Origin of the sequence: Odoribacter sp. N15.MGS-14 (genome assembly GCF_000980245.1) — a bacterium.
GTDB classification, from domain to species: domain Bacteria; phylum Bacteroidota; class Bacteroidia; order Bacteroidales; family Marinifilaceae; genus Odoribacter; species Odoribacter splanchnicus.
This window is the reverse complement of record NZ_LARE01000015.1, coordinates 38,658-61,346: the sequence shown is the minus strand read 5'-3', so window position 1 is coordinate 61,346 and position 22,689 is coordinate 38,658. Positions and strand designations below refer to the sequence as shown.

The window sequence follows — 22,689 nt, the reverse complement described above, 5'->3', positions numbered from 1 at the left end:
TGTAACAGGTAGAGGTTCATCAGAAGTCGAGAAGTACGCCCGTTGCCATCTATAAATGGATGTATCCTCACCAGTTCATTATGTAAATAGGCGGCGATAATAACTGGATGAACATTTTCTTTTTCCATGCGTTGAAATGCCAGCATGAAATCTTCCATTAGTTTCTCCAACAAATAAGGTTGAGGCGGCACGTGAGTACTACCCGAGATCATCACGGGTACGGTTCTATAACTTCCGGCGTTCTCCCTATCTATACCGTGTAATACAAGTGCATGAATCTCCTTGATCGTTCTTTGACTTATTCCAATATCCTGTTTAGCAACCTCCTTTATATAGTCAATAGCTTCTGCATGATTGATTGCCTCCAGGTGTTCACGCATGGATTTACCAGAGATAGTGATTCCTTCGTTGACAACAAGTGCCGTTTCCTGTAGGGTAAGCGTGTTTCCTTCTATACGGTTACTCTCGTAAGTGTACTCGATATCTAAAGCATCCTGAATTTTCTTTAATGCCTCTACTGGCAAAAGACGCAAAGAAGATAACCGCACTTTCAATGAATCCACTTCTCTTAATAAATCAACCAACTTACTATTCATGTTGCCATATTTTTAGTTGATTACAAAAATAAGGAATAAAAATGAAAGCTTGTATTGAATGGAAAAAGAAGATTACGAGCTGAAAATTTTCTTTCCGGTCATTGTTCCATAGCGGTTTGAAAAAGATAGGTTTCAAGATTACCGACATTACCCTGAATAGCTATATTTGAAACCGTTTTTAATGCACGAACATGACGGATATTATTTCATCTTATCGTGATAGCTATTTGCTCTTTTCAAGTTATGCTATTCAAACTCCTTGTCCCATTGTTCAGGCAAAGCTATTAAATCCGGTGTTGTAATACTTCGTTGTTTACAAAATCGTAATACCAAGGCAATCGGTAGACTACCACCCTGAGCATCTTGTTCTGCATTGGAAGTAATTTGAAAGACCATTTTTTGGGGGCTTTCGGCGTTGAGTTGCTTTTCATGAGGTCAGCAGAATCTAAGGAAAGTATGAATGACTTCAAGACGATATGTAGATTTTTACTAACAGCTAATAAAAGAATCCGAGAAGCGGATAAAGTCCACTATAAATAACCGGAGTACTAAAGCGATTAAAAGCGTCGATGTTTTGTATAAGAGATAAATAAGCCATAATAAAAATAAAGCCCTTTTTGTAAGTCTGCAAGCGGGGGTAGATGGTGTCCCCTTTTATTTCTGATTACTCAGGTATTTATTGGCAGCTAAATGGAGCCGCCAGATCAAATCTCTGGATACATTTTCATTTCTGGAATAAGTTTCCAATCCCAATTCATTAGCTTTTTCCCGAATCTTTTTATTCAATGCGCGTTCTGTCGCTTCGAAGCTGTCCAGGCATTCTTTTAGCGGGATCCGGACGAGAGCGCTGCTTTTATACTTACATGTTTTATTTTTTACTTTGCCATCGGTAGTGCAAAGATAGATTAAATCAAAATGATGGGAATGGTGCTGTTTGCACTGGTCCGGGAGAAATTCTTTCAATAGGAATGCAGGTGGAACGAGCCACTCTACTTCGTTGGTTATGGTGTCGTGCACTTCGGATGGTTTTTGCCCTTCTTCACACATGACCTCACAATCCACCCCGATTTCCTCGTAAATTTTATTTTTTAATTTTGTCCCGGGGTTATCAATATAAGGCAGGAAATGGCCTCCGGGTGGAACCCATAATCCTTTTCCCTGCCTCAAATTTTTATTTAAAATAATGATAAAATTCACTGCGTCTCCGCCTGGTTTTTCAATCAGGATGCCTGTCGCTGCAAAACCCAGCGATTTAATTAATTTTTTTTCTCTTTGTATCATTCTGTTCAGGTTGGACTCGAGGAGTAATCTTCCCGTGATAAAAAAACAGAATGAAATGATGAAGGGTGTATGACTGGCTGTATATTGGGGAGCTTTGAGCAAGAAAACCAGAATGAAAAATAGGCACAGAGAACCTATATATAAGAATAATTTAAACTGGATATCGGTTTTTTCTTTATGCCGGTAAGAAGGAATAAAGTCTGCTAAAAACAACAGTATATACAGAATCAGCGACGTATAGATAATGATCGGATTATACTGTTCCAATTGGGAATGAACAGAGCCGTACAAGAGTACTAAAAGAATTCCCATTCCCCATTTGATTCCATCTAAAACCAGCGTTTCAGATACTTTGCCTGCTGTTATCATCGGTGAGTATTTTGTCCATTAATTCCAGTAGATTTTGTCTGAGTATCGAAACGTCGCCGTTATTCAGGATATGGTAATCGGCTATAGCGATAGGACCACCTTTTTCGATATTCTCGATCTCGGTATAATCGCGCCGGTCGACTTCGGTTTTGGTCAATGGCCTGAATTTCCTTTGGGCGAGTCTTTCATATCTCAATGCTTTATCGGAATGGATAGCTACTACGATAAAGTTTTCCGGATATAACTCTTTCAATATTTTATATTCCGTAAAGCTATAGAGGCCGTCCAAAAGAATGGTCGAATCGGTTTTTGCGATGGTTTCCGAAGCTATTTTGGCCAATACGCCGTTGCCATGTTGGCGCCTTAAATCTTCTCTTACCATTTTCTCGTTTTCATTGTTGATTTCCAGACCCCTCTTTTTGACTTCGTTGAGAACAATACCGCCGAAGTAAAAGAGATCGAAATTAAATTGATCTTTCAGAAAATTAGTCGCTTCACTTTTTCCTGTACCGCTCATGCCCACCAGGGCTATTATTTTTTTCATATTCGCTACTGTAAAGTTTTCTTATTGTCGGATCGTCCGTCGATGATTTTGTATGAATGGTTTATTGAAATTCTTCATACATTTTACTTGCCTGAATGCCTTCGTTATTTTGATATTTACTTTTATACATTTTGGAGCAATCTCCTAAAATCGTATGATAAAATATTTGACATATTTCGACGTTCGGATATATCCGTACCGGTTGAATACAAGATATTTCCAGAGTCCAATAACCCGAAAAACCCACATCTCCGAAACCGGCGGTGACATGTATATATATTCCCAGACGTCCGATCGACGATCTGCCTTCGAGCATCGGGACATGATTCAGGGTTTTGGTATATTCGACGGTTCTGCCGAGATACACGATTCCGGGCTCGAGTACCAGGCCCTCGGGAGGAATCGAGATGGTCTTGGTCTCATTTTTAACTTTCATGTCCAATACATGCGAATCGTATACCAGCAATTCGTTATGTAATCTCAGGTTATAACTATTCGGATTTAATCTCGAGTCGTCGAAAGGCTCGATGAATATCTCCTTGTTCAGCATGTTCTTAATTTCTAATCCAGATATGATCATATGTTCTATTAATTTATACTATATCTCTGTTTATTTTAAGGTTCGAATACTTTTAACCAGCTTTCCGCAATATTTTCTCTGATGTCGGTAGGGACCGTCGAAATTTTTCCGGGCGCATAACCGGGCAGTCCGTTGATCGCCAATATCATTTCAGCCCTGACCAAATGGATAAAATCTCCCATAACGGCATTATAAATAAAATTAACGGCATTCCCGTCGTTCACCAGGAAAAAATAGTTCATATTCTCATTCGAATATTTGAATATATGTTTTCTTACTTCTTGCTTTTCATATTCTCCGGTAAATTCCAATTCCAGTTCGTCATCCGAAGACGTGACGGAAAAGATATAACATCCGTTTTTCAATTCCCTGAAATCTTCGATTTTGAGGGATTTGTTGCCTGTGGCAGAAAACAGAATGTCCGATTCCTTTATTATGGAGTCCCGGTCCGGAATCCGGTTAAGTTCATTGAATGCCGATACTCTTTTCAGTGGATTGGTATCGTAAACTGCGGGTTTTACTCCTCTCTGCAAGAGATGGGAGGCGATCGACCGACCGATTTTTCCATAACCTAAAATTCCGCATTTCAGGTATTGGATCAATTTCCCGTCTTCTCTCATCAGGGCATCTGCCGAAAAAAAGACGGACTGACCGACTAGAAAGTCTTCGTTTTCTTTTAAAGGACTTCTGGCTACAGATACGACTTTAAACGGGTAGTTCTGCTTCTTGCGCTCCGAGTCTCCGATCACATGTTCATACTTTTGATAGCCGTTTTCGGTATCTTCGATGATTAAAGCAATCCGTTCGAGGATAGTTACAGGCCAGGTCTCGTGGATATGGGCGAAATATCCGCCAATATCGAAAAGCAGGATTTTTTCATTCGTGTTTTCCAGGATTCTGATCACTTCGTTTTCTGTATCCTGAGCCATGTCTTCCCGGCATACATGCGAGATTTTAAAATCCTTCCGAACGATCGTGTAAGTCTTTTCGTCGATCGAGTTGGGCTTGGGGACGATCGTTTGAATGGGGACGATCGTATCGATGGCCCTTAAGTAATGAACGGCATCGGGGATGATATGGGAAACGACGACAGCAATATAATTTTCGCCGGTTGTCCGGGCCTTTGAGATGATATTTTCATAAAATAATCTCGTATTCAAATCGATATCGAGCAGGTCCCATATTTTTTTTACTAATTTCAGGAAGGTGACCTGGCTGGATAAACTGGATACATCACTCCACTTTAAGTTTTCGCTTTCTTCCGTGATCTTTTCTCCTTTGTAAATAAAAAAATAGCGGAGGTCGTGATGAAAGTGTTGTTTTTCGTGTTTGGCCGGATTCTCGGGGATGGGATGCGAGTCGATGTCGATGGGGAATTTTTTTCCGAAGATAGGAGAAATCAACATCAAATCGTCTTTGGCTATGTTCGTTTCTTCGAAGATTTCCCTGTAAACACCATCCAGAATGGAAGTGTCCGTTTTTTCAATATGGCCTCCCGGTTGTAACCAACGTTGAAGTATGATGTGTTTGATTAAAAGTACTTTGGAATTTTTGTAATCAAAAATAATCGCACTGCCGGTAATATGGCCGACAAAATTTTTACGGTCGAACAATTGATCCGATTCTGTTTTATCGATAAAGGTTTTGAATTGTTTTAGTCTATCGGTCTCATCCTTATATATGCTGATGTAATCCTGATAGTAACTTTTTATATTTTCGGAAGTTTCCATTTTGTAATCCACTTAAAACAAATCAGATCAATATTATCGATGCACCTGACTAAAAACAGCTATACCGTTCGGCAAATTTAGCAAATATTTGAGAAACAGAACAAACACATTCCCTAAACCTTTGTAATAAATTTCGATATACTTTACTTTTTTTTGTTGTGGGCCGCGATCTTTTGAAATTTCGACATCAGTTAAGGGCAGGAGTTGCCTTTTTTCTCCTACTTTTGCAGGTCTGAATTTAGTCGTGTATTATGCAGGATGGGCGTTTATCGATAGAGAGGGTACAGATGGAAGGGAGAAATAAAACACACAGTCTGGTGACCGGAAATATTACATGGGGGATGTTGTGGTTTGCTGTTCCGATGATATTGGGAAATTTGTTACAGCAGTTCTATAATATCGCCGATACATTGATCGTCGGTCGGTTTTTGGGAGCCAAGGCTTTGGCTGCTGTGGGGTCGGCCTATACGTTGATGATTTTTCTGACTTCGGTCCTCTTGGGCTTATGTATGGGAAGCGGGGTTGTTTTTTCACTTCAGTACGGAGCCAGGGATCATGAAGCTTTGAAACGTAGTATTTTTGTCTCTCTGGTATTGATCGGGGTGATTACGCTATTGCTGAATATTGCGGTTTTTGTCTGGATCGATCCTATTTTGCGGTTACTGCAGGTCCCGGCTGAAGTATATATCCTTATGCGGGATTATTTGTGGATTATTTTTGGGGGAATCGGATTTACCTTTCTCTATAACTATTATGCTTCCTTACTCCGGGCTGTCGGGAATTCTGTCCTGCCCTTGGTCTTTCTGGCTGTAGCTGTTGTTCTTAACATTGTGCTCGATTTGGTTTTTATTCTGTATTTCGGTTGGGGAGTCCGCGGAGCGGCATTGGCTACGGTCATCGCTCAGGCGGTATCGGGGATCGGACTCTGTTTCTATAGCCTTTACCGGTTTCCGGATTTCAGGGTTTCCCGCCAGAATATGCAACTAAAGTGGGCTACGGTCAAAGAAATTGCAACCTATTCTTCGCTGACTTGTGCCCAGCAATCTGTCATGAATTTCGGTATATTGATGGTGCAGGGACTGATCAATAGCTTTGGAACGGCTGTTATGGCTGGCTTTGCTGCGGCAGTTAAAATCGATTCGTTTGCTTATATGCCTGTTCAGGATTTCGGAAATGCCTTCTCTACTTTTATCGCTCAGAATTTCGGAGCTGGAAAACACGAACGTATCCGCAAAGGAATCCGGGTCGCCGTTAGGGTTACCCTTATTTTTTGCCTTATTATTTCTGTACTCGTTTTTGTTTTGGCCAGGCCACTGATGCTTATCTTTATTCCGGCACATGAAACGGAAATTATTTCTATCGGTGTCGAATATTTACGGATTGAAGGAGCTTTTTATTGTGGCATTGGTTGGTTGTTTTTATTATATGGTTTCTATCGTGCTGTTAGGAAACCCGGAATGTCTGTCGTGTTGACCGTTATATCCCTGGGTGTCCGGGTGGCCCTGGCTTATACCTTAGCTGCTATTCCGGGTATAGGTGTATGGGGAATCTGGTGGTCTATTCCTATCGGATGGTTTTTGGCAGATATTTTCGGTTGGTGTTATTATCGAATGAAACAAAGAAAATCTTTGGAGTGGTGATCTCTCTTCAAAGGTGATAAGGATTTCAGGAATTATTATAAGCTGTTGTAAGTAATAAGAGGTATGTAATATTGGTAATAAATCAGGTAAAATAGATACAAACCGGATGAAACCTATTTTCTATTTTTGTAACCGAATAAGAAGTAATTCGTGGTGACGGAATATATTCAAAATGATCCAATATCTGAAAATGAAAGTAGTTGATATTTTATTTGCAGTAGTTTTACTGCTACCGGGCGGATTTATCCGGGCCCAGGAGATAAGAGACAGTCTGCCACAGGGCAGGTCGTATACGATCGATGAGGTGGTAGTGACAGGTACGCGTAATGAGACCGACATTCGCCATTTGCCGATGACGGTTTCGGTGGTGGGGCGCCAGCAGATCGAGCAGAGTAATGAATCTTCTTTGCTTCCCTTGTTGACCGAACAGGTGCCGGGGCTTTTTATTACCTCTCGGGGGATGATGGGATACGGGGTGTCGGGAGGTGCTGCCGGGCAGATGTCTTTGCGTGGAGTCGGTGGTGCTCCGCAGGAGGGGGTGCCGACGACCGGGCTGTTGGTGTTGATCGACGGACATCCTCAATATATGGGGCTTTTCGCCCATCCGATTTCCGATGCTTATCAGTCGTTTTTAGCTGAACGGGTCGAGGTCCTGCGTGGGCCGGCATCGGTATTGTACGGTTCGAATGCAATGGGAGGTGTGATCAATATCGTTACCCGTAAAATGCAGGAAGATGGCATGAAAACCCATTTTAATCTGGGGTATGGCTCTTACAATACCTTGCAGACAGAAGTAACGAACCGACTGAAAACCGGACGTTTTACGAGTGTGGTGAGCGCTTCGTATAACCGGAGCGACGGACATCGGCCGGATATGGAATTCAAACAGGCAGGAGGTTATGCGAAATTAGGATATGAGATTTCGCAGGCATGGAACGTACGGGCTGATGTAAACCTGACCCACTTCAACGCTTCGAACCCCGGTAAGGTTACCGATCCATTGATAGATAATGATCAACGGATCACCAGAGGTATGACTTCTTTTGCACTTGAAAACAATTATGAAAAAACTTCGGGTGCTTTGAGTTTCTTCTATAATTGGGGAAAGCATTGGATTAACGATGGATATGCCGTTGGAGGGGAACCACTGGACTATCGTTTTAATTCACGGGACGATATGCTGGGACTGTCGTGGTATCAGAGTGTACAACTCTTTAAAGGAAACCGTCTCACAGCAGGAGTCGATTTCTTTCATTTCGGCGGGGAGTCCTGGAATCAACCTGTGAATGGTGGTGAACGCCAACCGCAAGTCGATAAGAAGCAGGACGAAATGGCCGGATATGTAGATTTTCGCCAACATCTTTACCGTTGGTTGACATTGGATCTGGGAGTACGTATCGACCATCATTCGCATGTGGGGACCGAATGGGTACCTCAGGCTGGATTGTCGTTCCACTTGCCTGCGAATGCAGAGATAAAACTGATGGCCGGGAAAGGTTTCCGCTATCCGACGATCCGGGAGCTTTATATGTTTCGGCCGGCCAATCCCGATTTGAGACCGGAGCGACTGTGGAATTATGAGTTGGCCTGGTCGCAGCGTTCGATGAATGGGCGGCTTTTTTATGGGGTAAATGTTTTTTATATCGATGGGGAAAATCTGATTATGAGAATGCCGGTCGATGGCAGGCAGATGAATATCAATACCGGAAAGATCGAAAATACCGGAGCTGAAGTGCAGTTTGCTTATCGTTTTTCTCCTGTCTGGTCGGTAGATGCCAATTACAGTTATCTGCATATGGAACAGCCTGTACTGGCTTCTCCCCGGCACAAGGCTTATGCCGGAGCCACTTTTTCCAAAGGCCGCTGGTCTGCCGGGACCGGTGTGCAGTATGTGGCCGGATTATATACCGGTGTAAAAATAGGAAATACGGGAAGAGATATGAAAGAAGATTTTGTGATGTGGAATTTGCAGGGACAGTTTCGGGCTGCGTCGTGGATTCATATCTGGGCCCGGGGAGAGAACTTACTGGCACAACGGTATGAGATCAACGACGGATTTCCTATGCCTAAGGCTACGGTGATGGCCGGAATGAATATTAATTTTTAATCGAAACAGTCGGTAAAAACAAAAGAGCCGGCAGAGATGTGAGGAAATCTTTCGGTACAGGATGATTTCCTGGAATCGATGGCCGAGGCTGCGAAAGCTATTGCCGACTATTGCGGAGATCGTATTTTGTATATCAGCATTGCGAATAACCTGTCGGTGGATTGTGGTTGTGATGCACATCCGGCTGCTCCTCAGACGGGAGATATCGGTATTTGGGCTTCACTTGCTCCGGGGGCCTGGATCAGGCATGTGTCGATTGGGTGTATGTGTCCGGAGATCCCGGTAAAGTGTACTTGATAGAACGAATGGAGTCGTGTCACGGCATTCATACCCTTGAATACGTCGGAGATTATCGGGCTGGGTAACCGGAAATATGAACTTGTAGAAATGAAATTATAGCGTATTGATTCTACCTGGGTTTATTTTTTCTTTGCTGAAGAAAGAAGTACTTCCCGGGAATAAATCGATGTCTTTCGTCCGGCATAACTCGGCTATTTTCTTTTTTGGATTTTTCGGAGTGAGGAAGGAAACCGGTCTTTAGCTGGTTGTGTGTGATGCGTTGTTTATTCTTAGGTATTCCGGACAGGAAGAATACCCATATTTGGTGATTGTCCTCCCAGCTTACTTCCCATAATTTTGCAATCACAATAAATTAAAAAGCGATGCTGAAAAATATCTTTATTACAATCCTATTAATTTGTTCTGTATCCGGTGTTTGGGGGCAGAAAAGTGTAAAAGTAAAAGTTTCGGGAAATGTTATAACGACCGATGGTGTTCCTGCTGAATTTATCAATATCCAATTGAAAAATACGTTTTACGGAGGTACTTCGGATGGGAAAGGATATTTTGAATTTATGGCTCCGGCAGGACAATATACGATGATAGTCCAATCCATAGCTGCACATCGCCGGGAATTTCCCGTTACGATCGAAGAGGGAAAAGAGAATCATTTCGCGGATATTGAAATCCGGGAGAATATCAATCAGCTCGAACAGGTAGTGGTTACGGGACAGTTTTCTCCTCAATCGATGCGTAATTCTTTATACAAAGTACGGACAGTCAATAGCGAACAGATCCGTCAGAAAGCGCCGACCAGTGTACAGTCTTTGCTGAATACAGAGATCGGAATCCGGTTATCCAACGATATGGCTTTGGGTGAAACGGATTTCGAATTGATGGGGATGAGTGGAAACAATGTCAAAATATTGCTGGATGGTATTCCATTGATCGACCGGGGAGCGACGAAACAAAGTCTGAGCCAGTTAGATGTGAATAGTATCGAACGGGTAGAGATTGTCGAGGGACCGATGTCGGTGGTTTACGGTACCGATGCTTTGGCAGGGGTAATCAATATCATCACTAAAAAGGGGGATGGGTATTCGGAAGAGAATACCTGGAGAGTGGGAGCCCGGGTACAAGAGGAATCTATGGGGAAAGAGTATGATTTTTTTAAAGATAAGGGACTTCATAACGAGAGTATAGATCTGGGATTTAACCACAAAAGCGGACTTTTTGTCAATGGGGGATATACCCGTAATAATCATGGAGGCTGGCAGGGAGATTTGACCGGTCGGGAGAAACGCTGGCATCCGAAAGATCAGGCTTTGATGAATGGGATGTTCGGATTTCAGAACCGGAATATGAATGTATGGTATCGGTTGGATTTCCTCGATGAGAAGATTTTCGGTCCCAATAATGGGAGTGAACTTCAGCCGGAAAAAGTTTCCGATAAAGATTTTCTGACCAAAAGGTATACCCATCAGTTACAGTCGGATTGGAAGCTGGATAACCGTCTGGATGTCCATGTAGCTCTTTCTTATCAGGATTATAAACGACGTACCCGGACGACGGAGAGTGATTTGTCGACCGGAGAGAAATGGCTTTCTTCTGCCGAAGCGAGTCAGGACATTACCCAGTACAAAGCCTGGATAGCCCGGGCTACGGTTGCGTGGAATATTGCACCTGAATTCAGTGTACAGCCGGGAGTAGAATATCAGTGGACGCAAGGTGAAGGCGGACGTATCGACGGTACACCGAAAGTTTCGGACCTGGCTTTTTTTCTCTCGGCCGAATATAAACCCTGGGAATGGCTGAGTTTACGGCCCGGAGTACGGACCTTTATCGTTGCCGATTACGATGCTCCGATAGCTATCCCCTCGGTATTGACCAAATTCAAGTTGACCAAACATATGGATTTACGGTTGTCCTATGCCTATGGATTCCGTTCTCCGACTTTGCAGGAACTCTATTTCTCTTTCCACAATGATAATCATGATATAGACGGGAATCCGGATTTGAAGGCCGAATATTCCCACAATATTACGGGGTCTGTTGCCTACCGGGTATTGCATAGCGAGAAAATACATCTGACAACCACTTTGAGCGGATTTTATAATGATTTCAGGGATAAGATCAGTCTGGCTCAGAATGTCGATATTCCGAATTATAATACCTATTATAATATCGACCGTTATAAAACGGTAGGCGGATCTTTGGAGAATTCGTTGAGCTGGGGAGGACTTCGGGCAAATCTGAATGTGTCGTTGATCGGGCGCTACAACCGGTATGCTACCGGGGATAAAAGTATGCCCCGATTCCGGTATTCTCCCGAAGTGAGTACCAGCATCAGTTATCACATCGAAAAGACCGGTACGGATATCAGCTTGTTCTATAAATACACTGGCGAAAGAAAAGAGTATTATTATCATGAATATACGACAGCCGATAATAAGAAAGAAAGTGAAATCTACCTGAGGGGAATGAAAAGCTATCATACCGGTGACCTTACAGTTACTCAAAAACTGACTTCATTTCTCCATCTGAATGCAGGAGTTAAAAACCTTTTTAATCTGACTTCACTCGAGACAATTGCCGAATCTCCCAACGATACGCCTTCTGTCAGCTATTTAGGCTGCGGACGAAGTTGGTCGGTGGGGTTGAGTTTCTTATTGAACGGAAAATTCAATTAGTATCAGTATAAATCAAATAAAATAAAACATGAAAAAAGTAATTTATCTTTTAGCTTGTGTCGCATTTTTAGGATGTTATTCCTGTAGTGATGACGACGATGGTTTGAAAATGCAGGATATCTCCGTAGAGTTTGCCGTATCGGATGCCGGTATGGATGGTACCGGTATAGACCTGGGGATAAAGCTTAGCCGGGCAACCAAGGAGAGTTTGGATGTTACCGTACAGATGATTTCTACGGAGGTATCCGAGTCGGATATTACCGTTACCCCGGCTCTGACTAACGGTCAGGTGGTGGTGAATATCCCTGCGGGGCAGGCTAGCGGCTCGTTTACAGTAGCTAAAGCCGACGGTAAATCTCCGGAGGGCAACGTGAAGTTTCGGATTCTGTCCCTGTCGCTGAGTGAGGGCTATAAAATCGGTACACTTCAGGAAATGAACTTGTCCTTTAGTCCGATTGTTTCTACCGGAGGAAAATTGACATTGGAAGGAAATGACGGGGCCGAAAAATATGCCAATATGGTATATGTCGATCTGAGCAATAACAGTCAGATACAAATTAAAAGAAAAAGCTGGAATCTGGGATTTTATTGCGGGGATGAATTCAGGGTTATTTTAAATTCGTCTTATGCTACGGTAGCTGTGGCATCGGAGAAAACTGACTTTGCAGCTGTGACACTCGAAGATGCTCAAAAAGCTCCTAATATTGCGGCCGGAGCGATGTCTGAAGATTTTTCCGCCGACTGGGTAGATGATGTGGAAGGCGATTTGACTAAAACAGCTTTCGGGATGATTGCAGAAAATGCAGCTGAAAATAAAGTCTTTTTTGTCGCTTCTGCCGATAACAAGACCAATACCGACGGGACAGAAAATAGAAGTCTTTGGTATAAAGTGAAAGTAACCCGTAATGGCGAAGGATACCGGGTAGAATATGGAAAAGTAGGGGATACGACACCGAAGACCGTGGAAATAGCGAAAAATCCGATCTATAATTTTGTCGGGCTTTCACTCGAATCCGGTGAGAAAGTGGATGCACAGGCCGAAGGGAAAAAATGGGATATCATGTGGGCCTATGCTGCTGCCGTTTCACAAATGGCTTCCGGTCCTGTGACTTCTTTTTCACAGGATGTGGTTACTTCTAATAGTGTAGGAGGAGTAGAGACTGCCGTGGTCATGGTGGATGAACAGACTACCTACGATAATTTTAAGGTAACGGATATAACCTCGAAGGCCGATTTTGAAAAGAAAGCCAATGTGATCGGTACTACCTGGCGTACACCTGCTATGCCGGGAGTGACGAATGCCGGCGTGAAAACAGATCGTTTTTATGTATTGAAAGATAGTTATGGAAACTATTATAAACTCCGTTTTACGAAGTTCGGGACCGGTACCGATGGCACCGAACGCGGACGGCCTGAAATAGAATATGCATTGTTGAAATAATGTAGGACATGAGCGATCAGATTTGGCTGGCAGATCCGGACTTCCCGGGACTGCCGGCCAAATGGTGTGAAAAAGCGAAATTGAAAGTTTAAATTTTAAAAGATGACAAAAAACAAAAAGTGGATAGGAACGGTTATACTTCTTCTGGTGTTGTTGTGTGGCTGGATGGCTTGGAGTAAATGGGCTTCTACTACCCGGATCGGACTGGTCAATTTTCAAAATTTTCAAACGACCAGCTTAATAAAATCGAATGAAGATCAGTTTATAAAGTATGAAGAAGTCCCTCTGGAGGAATTGGGACGCCTGGACCGGTATGACTTTGTATTGGGTTTCGGTATGGGATTACGGATGACAGTCGGACAACGGGAACAACTTCAAAAGGCTGCCGATAAAGGAACTCCTGTTTATATTTATGCAGCTACGAATCCGGAAAATAATATTTGTAACCTGGATAGTATCACCAAGGCTGATATAACCTCTTACATCGGGAATGGAAATAAAAAGAATTACCGGAATATGGCCCGGTATATACGCCGGCAGATCGACCGGAAGCTTTTCTTCGTCACTCCGGCCGACACTGCGGTGGAGAGTGCTTCGGATGTACTTTTCCACTTAGATGAAAATCTTTCTTTCTCTACAGTGACGGATTATGAGAATTATATAAAAGGACATGGTTTCTATCGGGAAGGGCAACCCAAAGTGGCTATTGTCGGTGGCTTGAACGATCCTTTCAGTGGCAACCGGGATAATATCGACAGTCTGATCGTTTCATTTCAGCGTGCCGGCCTGAATGTGTATCCGATTTCCTCTTATATGAAACGGTTGGCTTTCCTGAAAGAAATCCAGCCGGATGCGGTGATTCATTTTGCCCATGGGCGTATGGTGATGGGGCAGGCCGATGCAGCTGTAGAATGGCTGAAAGAACGGAATATCCCTCTTTTTTCACCTCTGTCGATCCTGCAAACCCGGGAGGAATGGGAAAAAGATCCGATGGGGATGTTCGGCGGATTTATGTCGCAAAGTGTCGTTGTGCCGGAGTTGGATGGAGCGATCTATCCCTATGTGGTGAATGACCAGGAATTGGATAAAGACGGGGTGTATCTGTTCAAAGCGATCCCCGAACGCTTAAAGAATTTTACCGGGATTGTCAGTCACTTTATCCGCTTGAAACAAAAAGCGAATGCCGATAAAAGGGTGGCGATCTATTATTTCAAAGGGGCAGGACAATCTTCGCTGACGGCACAGGGCTTGGAGACGGTACCTTCGCTTTATAATCTGATCAAAAGACTGAAAGCTGAAGGGTATAAAGTAGAAAACCTTCCGGCTACCGAGAAAGAATTCGAAAAGTTGCTGATGACACAAGGGGCTGTATTGAGTACTTATGCAGAAGGTGCTTTCGACGATTTTATGAAGAACGGTCATCCCGCTCTGGTGGAAAAGTCGGAATATGAATCATGGGTGAAACAAGCTCTTCCGCAAGGGCTCTATGCAGATGTGGTGAAGATATACGGAGAAGCTCCGGGAAACTATATGAGTACGGTAGAAAATGGAAAGTCCTATCTGGCGGTGGCTCGGATAGATCTGGGCAATGTGGTCTTATTGCCTCAGCCGATGGCGGCTGTCGGGGATGATGCTTTTGCTATTGTTCACGGCGCTAAAACCGCACCGCCGCATACCTATATCGGAGCTTATCTGTGGGCCCGATATGCTTTCGGTGCCGATGCGATGATCCATTTCGGGACACACGGTAGTCTGGAATTTACTCCTCAGAAACAGGTGGCACTCAGTAGTTACGACTGGCCGGACCGGCTGGTAGGCACTGTCCCTCATTTTTATTATTATACGATCGGAAATGTGGGAGAGAGTATGATGGCTAAAAGGCGTTCTTATGCAACGACTATTTCTTACCTGACTCCGCCTTTTATGGAAAGTAAGACCCGGGGACAGTATAAGAAACTGGAAAATGAGATTCAGACTTATTACAAAACAGATGAATCCGGGCAATTACAGGCCTCTTTGGCTGTAAAGAAAATTGCGGTGGAAATGGGATTACACCGGGAACTGCGTTTGGATAGCCTGTTGGACCGTCCCTATTCGACCGAGGAGATCGAGCGTATCGAGAATTTTGCCGAGGAGATTGCCAATGAAAAAATGACCGGACAGCTTTATACGACCGGTATTCCTTATTCCCCGGAAAAAATTCGTTCATCGGTTTTGGCGATGAGCACAGATCCGATAGCTTATAGCTTGGCAGCTTTGGATAAACAAAATGGGAAAGTGTCTGATAAACAATTGAATAGTAAGGTGTTTTTTACTCAGCGATATCTGGATCCGGCCAAACGGTTGGTCAGTCAGGTACTGGACGGTAAAAAAGCCGATGAGGCACTGGTTTGTCAGATCGCGGGGATCACTCCTGAAAAATTGAAAGAAGCACATACGATTCTTACTCCTCCGAAAAGGGGGATGATGGGGAAAGGTAAGGCGAAACCGGTAGTGCAGTATACCAATGAACAGAAAGCGGAAGCCCGGGCGATCACCGAAGTGGAACGTACGATTACGAATATTGTGAATTATAAGCTGGCTTTGGAAAATAGTCCGGAGCAGGAAATGCAGTCGGTATTGAATGCTTTGTCGGGTGGATATATCGCTCCCACTTCGGGAGGAGATGCAGTCGCTAATCCGCAGGCAGTACCTACCGGTCGTAATTTATATGCTGTCAATGCCGAGGCCACTCCATCGGAACAGGCTTGGACGAAAGGAAAAGAATTGGTCGAAAATACGCTTGCTCAATACCGGAAGACTCACGGTGATTATCCTCGTAAAGTGAGTTATACTTTCTGGAGCAGTGAATTTATCGAAAGTGAAGGAGCGACTATAGCACAAGTGCTTTATATGTTGGGTGTAGAGCCGGTGCGTGATGCTTATGGACGGGTGTCGGACCTGCGTTTGATTCCTTCGGAAACTTTGGGACGTCCCCGTATCGACGTGGTGGTTCAGACCTCCGGGCAATTCCGGGATTTAGCGGCTTCACGGCTTGCGTTGATCTCGAGAGCTGTGGAAATGGCGGCCGCTTCTGCAAATGATAAATACGACAATCGGGTGGCGGAAAGCACGGTAGAGACGGAACGGTTACTGGTGGAACAGGGAGTTTCGCCTAAAGAAGCCCGCGAAATGTCTGCAAAACGAGTGTTCGGTGGTGTGAACGGCATGTACGGAACCGGAATTCAGGGAATGATCACCAGTGGGGATAAATGGGAAGATGAAAAAGAAATAGCCGATACCTACATCAATAATATGGGGGCTGTCTACGGAAGTGAGAAAGAATGGGGAGAAATGAAAAGCGGATTGTTGCGGGCCGTATTACACCATACGGATGTTGTCGTTCAACCCCGGCAAAGCAATACCTGGGGAGCATTGAGCCTGGATCATGTATATGAGTTTATGGGAGGCATGAACTTGGCTGTACGTAATGTCACCGGTAAAGATCCCGAGGCTTATTTTGCCGATTACCGGAATCGCAACCGGGTGAGAATGCAGGATTTGAAGGAGGCTATCGGAGTGGAATCGCGTTCGACGATTTTCAATCCGGAATATATCAAAGAAGTGATGAAAGGAGGGGCGTCGAGTGCTTCACAGATTACAGAAGTGGTAACGAACACTTACGGGTGGAATGTCACCAAGCCTGAAGTAATCGACGACGCTATGTGGAATCAGATTTATGATGTTTATGTGACGGATTCTTACAAGTTGGGAACCGAAGATTTTTTCAAACAACAAAATCCGGCCGCTTTGCAGGAGATCACAGCAGTGATGCTCGAGACTGCCCGGAAGGGGATGTGGGAGGCTTCGGAACAACAGATCAGTACCCTGGCAAATTTGCATACCGATCTGGTGAAAGAGTTCGGATCGGCCGGGAGCGGATTTGCCGGAGGAAATGCCAAACTGCAGGATTATATCGCCAGCCGGGTACAGCCGGAACGTGCCACTGTTTACAAAGAGCAGATTCAATCCATGAAAACGGCTCAGGTGGCTACCGATAAAAAAGGAATGGTCCTGAAAAAAGATGAGGTAGCTCAGGCTGAACGGGGAGAGAAAAATGCGTTGAACGGCGTATGGATCGCTGGTGGGGTATTCGCTCTGTTTGTGATACTGTTGCTGGTTTTGAAGAAAAAAAGAAAAGGGAATTAAATATCGATATGGAATTAGTTATCAGTATACTTATCTTATTTATCCTGGTCAATTGCCTGTTGAAGCTTAGTTTTTGGAAAGGCTGGCAGGCAGCTTTGTTCGGATTGATCTGTGGTATTTTCATTACCGCTACTTATCCGGTTGCTATCCTGCAATCCAAAACCCAGCTGGCCGACTACCTTCAGAATACAGTGGCTTTGCAAAATATGGCAGTGATCATTACGCTCGAGGCTGTCGTTTGTTTTGCGTATTGTGTGGCTGTATTGCGGGGATGGTTCGGCCAACAGGAAAAGTGGTGGGTGAAGTCTTTGAAATGGTATCCGACCCTGCTTATTTTTCCCGTCCTGTTTTATTTACAGACCGAGCTGATCTTTAGTTTTCCGGGGATATCCTTTTCGATCCTGTCCTATGTTTTTGCTATAGGAGTGGTGGTGATGATTCCTCTGCTGTGTTACTTTTTCAGGTATCTTTTACCTGAAAAAGAATTGCGGCTGGAAGTACATTTTCTCGTTAGTCTTTTTGTTTGTATCATCGGCTTGCTGACTACAGTGAATGGAAATGTTACCTATCAGGCAGTTAAAGAACCGACAAATTGGAAGGCATTGGCTTTTGCTTTTGGCTTGTTTCTGATCTTTTTCTTGTTGGGTATGGGTTGGAATAAATTGAAATGGGTCCTTTTACAGAAACGAAGTACCCACCAAACGACTTCTCGTAAATAATCGATAATATTTAAATTAAACTATAATCTATGGAAACTATTTCACAAGTGCTTTTTTGGGTGGCCAACAGCCTGCTTATACCGGATATTATTCTTTTATTATTACTGTTTATCCGGTCGTTGTTGCTAATCGGAGGAGTTTATAATCAATACATGACCAAACGGAAAAATGACAAACAGATGAACAGACTGATCAAAGAACTGACGCCCGATACGATCGGTGAACTGAAAGGTGCTTTACCCGGTAGGGATAACTCTTTGTATATCCGCTATCTCCGTGATTTATTGACCACACCTCCCAGTCCGGATTATTCGGATTATCTGATCACGAATTTTGAGAACGATGCAGAGAAGGATGTTATTCTTTCGAAGTTACTGGCTAAGATGGGACCGGTATTGGGATTGATCGGCACCTTGATTGCTATGAGCCCTGCCTTGGTAGGACTTTCTACCGGAGATATCGCCGGTATGGCTTATAATATGCAGGTGGTTTTTGCAACTACGGTTGTCGGTTTGGTAGTTAGTGCCGTCGGTTTGGTGTCGTTGCAATTTAAACAACGCTGGTATGCAAAAGATGTGAATAATCTGGATTATGTGGCCCGGAAGTTAAACGAGAAAAATACAGAAGCATGAGAACAGCGAGGCGAAAGAGCAAATTTGCCGTTCAGGAAGATGCCGATCCGCTGAGTGTGGTGGTCAACCTGTTCGATGTGGCTATGGTTTTTGCGGTAGCCCTGATGGTGGCAATGGTGATGCACATGAATATGACCGAAGTTTTTACTCAGGAAGATTTTACTATCGTGAAAAATCCTGGGAAAGACAATATGGAGATTATCATGAAAGAGGGAAATAAAATCAATAAATATACGCCTTCGAACGAACAAAGCTCCGGCTCGAAAGGAAAAAGGGTTGGTATAGCTTATGAACTTGAAAACGGAGAAATTATCTATGTGCCTGAATAATAGAAAGATGATGAAAATAGGAATGATAATAATACTTTGGTTCTGTCTGACTGGCGGCTTGGTCGTTGCTCAGGAGAAAAGAGCCTATACTTTATTCGATGCCGACGGGCAGGAAACCGACTATGCCCATATGATGAGTGTTTTGGGTGAACAACAGGTTGTATTTATCGGAGAGATACACAATTGCCCGATAGCACATTGGATGGAATATGAGATTGTCCGGGATCTATATGCTCTTCATAAAGATCGGTTGATGATCGGGGCTGAAATGTTCGAACGGGACGATCAACTGGTGTTGGATGAATATTTGAGTGGATTGATTACAGCCGAGCGTTTCACTAAGGAAGCAAAACTATGGCCGAATTATCCGACCGACTATAAAAAGATCGTAGAGTTTGCTAAAACCAACCGGATTCCTTTCGTTGCTACGAATGTACCCCGCAGGTATGCCGCTATGGTATCCCGCGGAGGATTCGGGGCTTTGGAACAATTGTCGGAAGAAGCGAAAAATTATATCGCACCGCTGCCTTTAAATTATGTCCGGAATGAAGGGGTTGAAACATATTTCCGTTCGATGGAAATGCCGGGAGCTAAAAAAGAGGATACGGAGAAGCTGGCCAAAGCTCAGGCTTTGAAGGATGCAACGATGGGATGGTCGATTGCTCAGAACATCGGATCGTACTTCGTCCACTTGAACGGCAGCTTTCATTCTGCTAACCAAGCCGGAATCATCACTTATCTCAACCGGTATCGCCCCGGTTTGAAAATAGCCACCGTTGAAGTGGTGCGTCAGGAAAAGACGGATAAACTGGATAAGGATGTCATGCGAAAAGCCGATTTTTATATTTGTGTCCCTACGGATATGACAACGACCTATTGAAAAGAAGTTGCGAATCTCAAGTTATAGGTAGGTTTATTTTTTCTTTCTATTCCGATTCCGGGTTTTGTGCCGTCAGACCGGTTCGCCTGGAACGGTCCGGTTAGGGTTTCCTTCACTGACCGGCGGAACTCCTCGCAAGCTCGTCAGACACCACCGGTCGGGCGTTCGGAAACCCTAACCGGACCCTCGTTCCTGCTCCAATGGTCTTCCGCCACAAAACCCTGCATCTTCCGTCAGCACTACAGGGCAAAGAAGGAAAGTTTTATTGAATGAAAGGGCAGGCCACCCTGACCGGAGTACGGATACCTGGGTTACCTGACCGGATTATTTCTATAAAATACCGATGGCTGAATTAATCCCTCATGTAAGGGTTCAGAAAAACAGCTGTTTGATAGAAATTTATACTTTTCAGGTCACAGTTCGTTTCCTATGTAGTGATAACGTAAGTCGGAGGTGTTCGTGTTCGGGGACCATTGGAGCTCTGGCGAGTGTCGTCTTGCTTTTTCTGAACGCCCGACCGGTGGTGTCTGACGAGCCTGCGAGGAGTTCCGCCGGTCAGTGATAGAAAAAGGTAGACGACCGACAGAAGCGACCGGGTCCCCGAACACGAATACCGAAGACGAACAAGTAACAAAATAATTCTACATTTAGAATAGTTTTAACGGAAAAATTAACCCTGACCGCTGTAACTATGATATTAATTGACGACATTGGTTGGATTACCTGCCAGGAAATGACGGATGTTTTCGAGGGCTTCACGACCCATGGCGATGCGGGCATCGATGGTGCCGGTTCCGATGTGGGGGGTGAGTACGACGTTCTCCAAAGCGTAGAGGGTTTCTGTGATGTGAGGTTCGTCTTCGAAGACATCCAGGGCTGCACCTGCTATTTGACGTTTTTTCAATACTTCGGCCAGTGCTTGCTCATCGACAACAGCTCCCCGGGCTGTATTGACGAGAATGGCTGTCGGTTTCATCAAACTCAGTTCACGCTGTCCGATCAGGTGCCGGGTAGCGGGAGTCAAGGGGGTATGAAGAGTGACGAAGTCGGATTCCCGGAGCAGGGTATCCAGTTCGACCCGTCGGTAACCGGGAACTTCGGTGTGGTGATTATAGTAAATGATATTCATTCCGAAAGCTTCTGCTTTACGGGCGACATTTTTACCGATATTGCCCAGGCCTATAATGCCCAAGGTCTTTCCTTCCAATCCGAATCCCAGGTTGCGCATAGTGCCCCACATACTTTCTTTTTCTATGCGGATACGTTGATTGCATTCGGCAATCCGGCGGGCTGCACTCAGCATCAGGGCCAGTGCCAGCTCGGCCGTAGGACTATTGACCGCTTTCGGGGTATTGGTCACAGCTATACCCTTTTCACGGGCATAGGTGATATCGATATTATTATAACCCACTCCATAATTGCTGATTAGCTTCAGCTTTTTTCCGGCATCGATGATTTCCCTGTCGATCGGAGCATGAAATATGGCCAGCATAATATCGTAATCGGGTAGTATGCGCAGCAATTCCGTTTTACTGAATTCTTCCTTTTCCGGAAAGGTGATTTCCCAATCTGCAGGCAGATTCTGGAAGGGTTCCCGGGGAATATTGTAGGTGACAAGGAGTTTCATAACATCGTTATTATAGGGATTATACGGATTTACTCGAGAGTGGTTCGGGCAAAGGGAGCTGCGTCCAGGCCGATAAATTGTCCTGCCAGGTATTTGTAATAACCGGTAACGGCTACCATCCCGGCATTATCGAGGGAAAATCCCAGACGCGGAATAAAAACTTCCCAGCCTGAGCGGGCTGCTTCGTCATGTACTGCTTTTTGTAAAGCCGAATTGGCCGAAACACCTCCGCCGATGGCTATTTGTTTTATTCCCGTTTGTTTGGCTGCTTTTTTCAATTTAGACATCAGAATATCGATAACAGTCTTTTGAAGAGAAGCACATAAGTCGTTCAGGTTATCCTGAATGAAATCGGGATTGTTTTTCAGTTCATCCCGCAGAAAATAGAGGAATGAAGTTTTCAGTCCGCTGAAACTGTAATCGAGCCCCGGTATTTGCGGTTTGTTGAAAGTGAAGCGTTCCGGATTACCTTCTTTCGCGAGTCGGTCGATAATCGGACCGCCGGGATAGGGTAATCCCATCACTTTGGCACATTTGTCGAAGGCTTCCCCCGCAGCATCGTCGATCGTTTGTCCGATCATTTCCATTTTCAGGTAATCGTGTACAACGATCAACTGCGAATTTCCGCCCGATACCAGCAGGGTCAGGAAAGGGAAAGAAGGCTGCCGGCTTTCCACTCCCGGTTCTTTGATAAAATTAGCCAGGATGTGCGCCTGCAGGTGGTTTACTTCTATCATAGGTAAATGATTGGCCAGGGCAAAACCTTTAGCAAAAGAAGTTCCTACCAGGAGCGAGCCCAATAACCCCGGTCCGCGGGTAAAAGCTACAGCATCGATGTCTTTCACTTCGATACCGGCCCTTTTGATGGCTTCTGATACCACGGGAATTATATTTTGCTGGTGTGCCCGTGAGGCCAGTTCAGGGACAACTCCGCCATAAGCTTCATGCACTTTCTGGCTGGCAATGACATTACTTAGCACAAGGCCATCTTTCAATATTGCAGCAGAGGTATCGTCACAAGAAGACTCGATTCCTAAAATTACAGTCATATTTATTC

16 protein-coding genes and 1 pseudogene are annotated in these 22,689 nt (G+C 44.3%); 10 read left to right on the top strand and 7 right to left on the bottom strand.

Translation table 11 applies throughout. The features are described 5' to 3' along the window. The 5 genes from WS34_RS05355 to WS34_RS05335 all read right to left on the bottom strand — a co-directional run. Positions 1 to 596, bottom strand: a 596-nt coding sequence (locus WS34_RS05355; protein WP_286693639.1) for a Fic family protein, incomplete at its 3' end; no start/stop codon positions are given. A gap of 654 nt (positions 597 to 1,250) precedes the next feature. After that, on the bottom strand, positions 1,251 to 2,246 hold the full coding sequence (locus tag WS34_RS05350) for a hypothetical protein (protein ID WP_046403601.1): 996 nt from the start codon (positions 2,244 to 2,246) through the stop codon (positions 1,251 to 1,253). Then, positions 2,221 to 2,790 carry an AAA family ATPase gene (locus tag WS34_RS05345; RefSeq protein ID WP_046403598.1) on the bottom strand — a complete coding sequence of 190 codons (570 nt, stop codon included), beginning with the start codon at positions 2,788 to 2,790 and terminating at the stop codon, positions 2,221 to 2,223. The genes WS34_RS05350 and WS34_RS05345 overlap by 26 nt, the downstream gene beginning before the upstream one ends. A 61-nt stretch (positions 2,791 to 2,851) precedes the next feature. Further along, a complete protein-coding gene (gene dcd / locus WS34_RS05340; RefSeq protein ID WP_013611674.1) occupies positions 2,852 to 3,370 on the bottom strand; it encodes a dCTP deaminase in 519 nt (172 codons plus the stop codon). Positions 3,371 to 3,405: 35 nt separating this feature from the next. Further along, the gene (locus tag WS34_RS05335; protein WP_046403596.1) at positions 3,406 to 5,100 is read right to left on the bottom strand and encodes an NUDIX domain-containing protein; all 1,695 of its coding nucleotides are present in this window, start codon (positions 5,098 to 5,100) and stop codon (positions 3,406 to 3,408) included. 287 nt (positions 5,101 to 5,387) lie between these two features. On the opposite strand from WS34_RS05335, the gene WS34_RS05330 reads away from it, so the two are divergent. The 10 genes and pseudogenes from WS34_RS05330 (at position 5,388) to WS34_RS05285 (ending at position 20,005) form a co-directional block, all read left to right on the top strand. Further along, positions 5,388 to 6,740, top strand: coding sequence for an MATE family efflux transporter (locus tag WS34_RS05330; protein ID WP_046403610.1), 1,353 nt, complete (start codon positions 5,388 to 5,390; stop codon positions 6,738 to 6,740). Between the two features lie 190 nt (positions 6,741 to 6,930). After that, the gene (locus WS34_RS05325) at positions 6,931 to 8,847 is read left to right on the top strand and encodes a TonB-dependent receptor (RefSeq protein ID WP_046403607.1); all 1,917 of its coding nucleotides are present in this window, start codon (positions 6,931 to 6,933) and stop codon (positions 8,845 to 8,847) included. A gap of 42 nt (positions 8,848 to 8,889) precedes the next feature. Next, positions 8,890 to 9,246, top strand: a pseudogene (locus tag WS34_RS05320) (DUF362 domain-containing protein); the annotation flags it as partial. A 263-nt stretch (positions 9,247 to 9,509) separates the two neighbouring features. Next, positions 9,510 to 11,816: a TonB-dependent receptor gene (locus tag WS34_RS05315; RefSeq protein WP_046403594.1), complete on the top strand. Its 2,307-nt coding sequence runs from the start codon at positions 9,510 to 9,512 to the stop codon at positions 11,814 to 11,816. Between the two features lie 28 nt (positions 11,817 to 11,844). Continuing rightward, positions 11,845 to 13,257 carry an HmuY family protein gene (locus WS34_RS05310; RefSeq protein ID WP_022160969.1) on the top strand — a complete coding sequence of 471 codons (1,413 nt, stop codon included), beginning with the start codon at positions 11,845 to 11,847 and terminating at the stop codon, positions 13,255 to 13,257. A 102-nt stretch (positions 13,258 to 13,359) separates the two neighbouring features. Beyond that, positions 13,360 to 17,445: a cobaltochelatase subunit CobN gene (locus WS34_RS05305; protein ID WP_046403591.1), complete on the top strand. Its 4,086-nt coding sequence runs from the start codon at positions 13,360 to 13,362 to the stop codon at positions 17,443 to 17,445. Between the two features lie 8 nt (positions 17,446 to 17,453). After that, positions 17,454 to 18,164: an HmuT family protein gene (gene hmuT, locus WS34_RS05300; RefSeq protein WP_046402406.1), complete on the top strand. Its 711-nt coding sequence runs from the start codon at positions 17,454 to 17,456 to the stop codon at positions 18,162 to 18,164. Between the two features lie 29 nt (positions 18,165 to 18,193). Beyond that, a complete protein-coding gene (locus WS34_RS05295; RefSeq protein WP_013611666.1) occupies positions 18,194 to 18,796 on the top strand; it encodes a MotA/TolQ/ExbB proton channel family protein in 603 nt (200 codons plus the stop codon). Beyond that, complete coding sequence (locus WS34_RS05290) at positions 18,793 to 19,125, top strand: DUF2149 domain-containing protein (RefSeq protein WP_013611665.1); 333 nt, start codon at positions 18,793 to 18,795, stop codon at positions 19,123 to 19,125. Before WS34_RS05295 ends, WS34_RS05290 begins: the two co-directional genes overlap by 4 nt. Before the next feature lie 10 nt (positions 19,126 to 19,135). Then, positions 19,136 to 20,005: a ChaN family lipoprotein gene (locus tag WS34_RS05285; protein ID WP_013611664.1), complete on the top strand. Its 870-nt coding sequence runs from the start codon at positions 19,136 to 19,138 to the stop codon at positions 20,003 to 20,005. A gap of 697 nt (positions 20,006 to 20,702) precedes the next feature. On the opposite strand, the gene WS34_RS05280 is transcribed toward WS34_RS05285, so the two are convergent. Together WS34_RS05280 and tsaD are read right to left on the bottom strand one after the other, a co-directional pair. Beyond that, positions 20,703 to 21,632 (bottom strand): NAD(P)-dependent oxidoreductase, encoded by a 930-nt coding sequence (locus tag WS34_RS05280; RefSeq protein WP_046403588.1) that lies wholly within the window; start codon positions 21,630 to 21,632, stop codon positions 20,703 to 20,705. A 29-nt stretch (positions 21,633 to 21,661) separates the two neighbouring features. Next, the gene (gene tsaD, locus WS34_RS05275) at positions 21,662 to 22,681 is read right to left on the bottom strand and encodes a tRNA (adenosine(37)-N6)-threonylcarbamoyltransferase complex transferase subunit TsaD (RefSeq protein ID WP_022160002.1); all 1,020 of its coding nucleotides are present in this window, start codon (positions 22,679 to 22,681) and stop codon (positions 21,662 to 21,664) included. Positions 22,682 to 22,689: the final 8 nt, after the last annotated feature.